Raw genomic sequence first — 2,662 nt, 5'->3', positions numbered from 1 at the left:
ACATTCCTCACAACCTAGAGTAACCAGTCGGCACGGAAAGTGACCTTCGCGCGGCCCTGGTTCCGCCCTGTCTCTGGCCATGCCGTCCACCCTACGAGCGCTCCCGGGACCTGCCGGAGAATAACTTAGGTCTTTGATGTTGGTCTTGCCACGAGACCAACGGCACCTCTCTTTGATCGAGAACCGAAGTTATTAATCGGCGCGTCCCCGCCCCCCAGCATGGTTACGACATGACCAGGCTGCACAGGACCTGGCCTGCCCCGGGAATGCCGCATAGACCGACGGCATGACCACCTCACGATTCGTCGACCGCACCGCCCTGGTCACCGGCGCCACCAGCGGCATCGGTGCGGCCATCGCGCGCACACTTGCTTCGGAGGGCGCGCACGTCCTCATCAGCGGACGCCACCACGACCGCGGGCAGGTCGGTGTCGAGCACATCCGGTCAACCGGTGGGCGCGCCGACTTCCTCGGCGTCGACCTCAGCGGCCCGCACGAGGACATCCGCGCCTTCGCCGCCGCGGCGACGTCCCTGCTCGGCGGACGCGCCGATGTCCTCGTCAACAACGCCGGCGTCTACCCCTCGCCCGCAACAACCGACCTGTCCGACACGGACCTCGATGCCCTGCTGGCGGTGAACGTCCGCGCGCCCTACGTCCTGACCGCTGTGCTGATCCCCCCGATGGTCGAGCGCGGTCGCGGCGTGGTGGTCAACATCGGCTCGTGGATGGCGCAGGTCGGCTCTCCCATCGGTGCGATGTACACGGCGACCAAGGCCGCCGACGAGCAGTTGACCCGCTCGTGGGCCGCCGAATACGGGCCCCGCGGGGTGCGGGTGAACACTGTCGCCCCCGGCGTCACGTTGACCCCGGGCAATGCAGAGTTCGAAACCGTGCTGCATGCCATGGCCACTCCGGCCGGCTCGGTGATCACGCCAGCCGACATCGCCGCAGCCGTGGCCTTTATCGCCTCGGACGACGCGGCCCGTATCCACGGGATCACGCTCCACGTCGACGGCGGCATATCCGCCACCAAGCTGGTCTGAGCGACCCGGGCAGCGTGGCACGTTCGAGCTCTCTCGAATCGGGGAATGCGGTCGACCAGACCTTGATGATCATTCCCCACGGCCAGAGATCCGGATGGCCGGGCCAGCCGGCAGTCGCCGCGCTACCCGGTCCGGCGATGAACGTGATGGATGAGGCGGGCGATCCCGCGGTAGGGGTCCCGCGCCCCGGCTGCCCACTCGGCGTCGACGACGGCATCCACGTCCGACCCCGGCGGGATGCCACCGAGATGATCGGTGAAGGTCCTGATCCCATACCAGGCGAGCGACCGCGTCCCGGCGGCGGTGAGGATTGCGGCGACGTTCGCCGGATCGTCGCCGGGTGGCAGCTGCACCGCCGGCTGCCGGCCCGGTCTGGCGGCTCCGACGGCTCTGGGCTCGCCGAGCAGCGCTGTGGTGTCCCGCCAGCGACCCTGCAGTCCCGCACGCAGCGCGAGCGCCGGGCCATTCTTGCCGACCACGGAGATGATCCCGCCGGGCCGGGTGAGCTCGACGAGGACGTTCAACAGGGGCGCCGGCTCGGGGACGAACATGATGACGCCATGGCAGAAGGTGGCGTCCCAGCCGGTCCCCACCAGGTGGACGGCGTCCCGCCCGTCCCCCCGGACCAGCTCGACGCGCCGCCGGACCGACTCGGGGGCGTCGGCCAGCCCGCGTCGCGTCTCGGCCAACATCCGCGGGTCGGGCTCGCAGACGGTCACGTTGTATCCCCGCCGGGCGAACTCCAGTGCCTGCACGCCGTTCCCGCCACCGATGTCCAGCAGCCGCGCTGGCGCGGGCGGCAGATGCCCGATCAGTGCACGGGTGACCAGCCGCTGCCGGATGACTCCCCGCAGCGTCGCCGTATGCGCCACATAGTCGGCCGTGTCCGAACCGTCGACGACGGCGAGCACCCGGGGCTCACGGGCGGCCGGGTCCCCATGACTCGGCTCCGGCCGGTGGCCGGCGACCCGCGCCGGCGCGTGGTGAACCTGCGGCCCACCGGACGGCGGCTCCCGGAGCTCGTGGCTGGACGCCGACGGGTGGCCCGGAGGCGGAACGGTGTGGTCGAAAACGGGCGTGCGGCGATCGCTGGTCGGGGACGGCTGCATCAGGCAGTGCTCCTTCCTCATGACAAGGGCCTGTCCCGTTCGGCGATGCCGCGAACCTCTTCCGTGCGATCCCCGGCATGCTCTCGGTCACCCCGGGCAGCGCGAACGGGTGTCGGCTCCCGCCCGCACCGGCGGCGCCTCTCGGCCGGACGACCGAGGGAGCGCCGGCGGGGTTGGCTATGCCGACCAGCGAACAGCTGATGCGTATGGTTCCTGCGCATGTGTGGTTTCGCGGCGTGGCCGCGGCTCGTGTCCTACGGCCAGCCGGCCGCCACGCCGAAGACCCAGGCCAGCTGCCCTCCCGACTCCTCGAACGGCTGCCTGCGGCGGTCGAACATCTCCGTCAGCCCGACGTCGTGGAGCAGCGCCGCTACGTAGTACAGCTCGTCGTCGAAGGCGATACCGTGCGCTGTGCCGTACATCGCTCCCCACAGATTAGGAGCGGATGGAGTGAGCCTTTCCCGGTAACGTTTCGTCGCTTTGCGTGACATCAATGTTGTGTTGGTGT

2 protein-coding genes and 1 pseudogene are annotated in these 2,662 nt (G+C 69.8%); 1 reads left to right on the top strand and 2 read right to left on the bottom strand.

Annotated elements, in window-relative coordinates:
• Positions 1-286 precede the first annotated feature (286 nt).
• A complete protein-coding gene (locus G6R25_RS23280; protein WP_136449076.1) occupies positions 287-1,045 on the top strand; it encodes an SDR family NAD(P)-dependent oxidoreductase in 759 nt (252 codons plus the stop codon).
• Positions 1,046-1,167: 122 nt separating this feature from the next.
• On the opposite strand, the gene G6R25_RS23275 is transcribed toward G6R25_RS23280, so the two are convergent.
• Both G6R25_RS23275 and G6R25_RS23270 read right to left on the bottom strand, forming a co-directional pair.
• Positions 1,168-2,154: a methyltransferase domain-containing protein gene (locus G6R25_RS23275; protein ID WP_235949488.1), complete on the bottom strand. Its 987-nt coding sequence runs from the start codon at positions 2,152-2,154 to the stop codon at positions 1,168-1,170.
• Between the two features lie 254 nt (positions 2,155-2,408).
• A pseudogene (locus G6R25_RS23270) lies at positions 2,409-2,662 on the bottom strand (hypothetical protein); the annotation flags it as partial.

Origin of the sequence: Candidatus Frankia alpina, from assembly GCF_902806485.1 — a bacterium.
In the GTDB taxonomy this organism is placed as follows: Bacteria; Actinomycetota; Actinomycetes; order Frankiales; family Frankiaceae; genus Frankia; species Frankia alpina.
The sequence above is the reverse complement of the archived record's forward strand: the minus strand, read 5'-3'. Positions and strand labels throughout refer to the sequence as shown.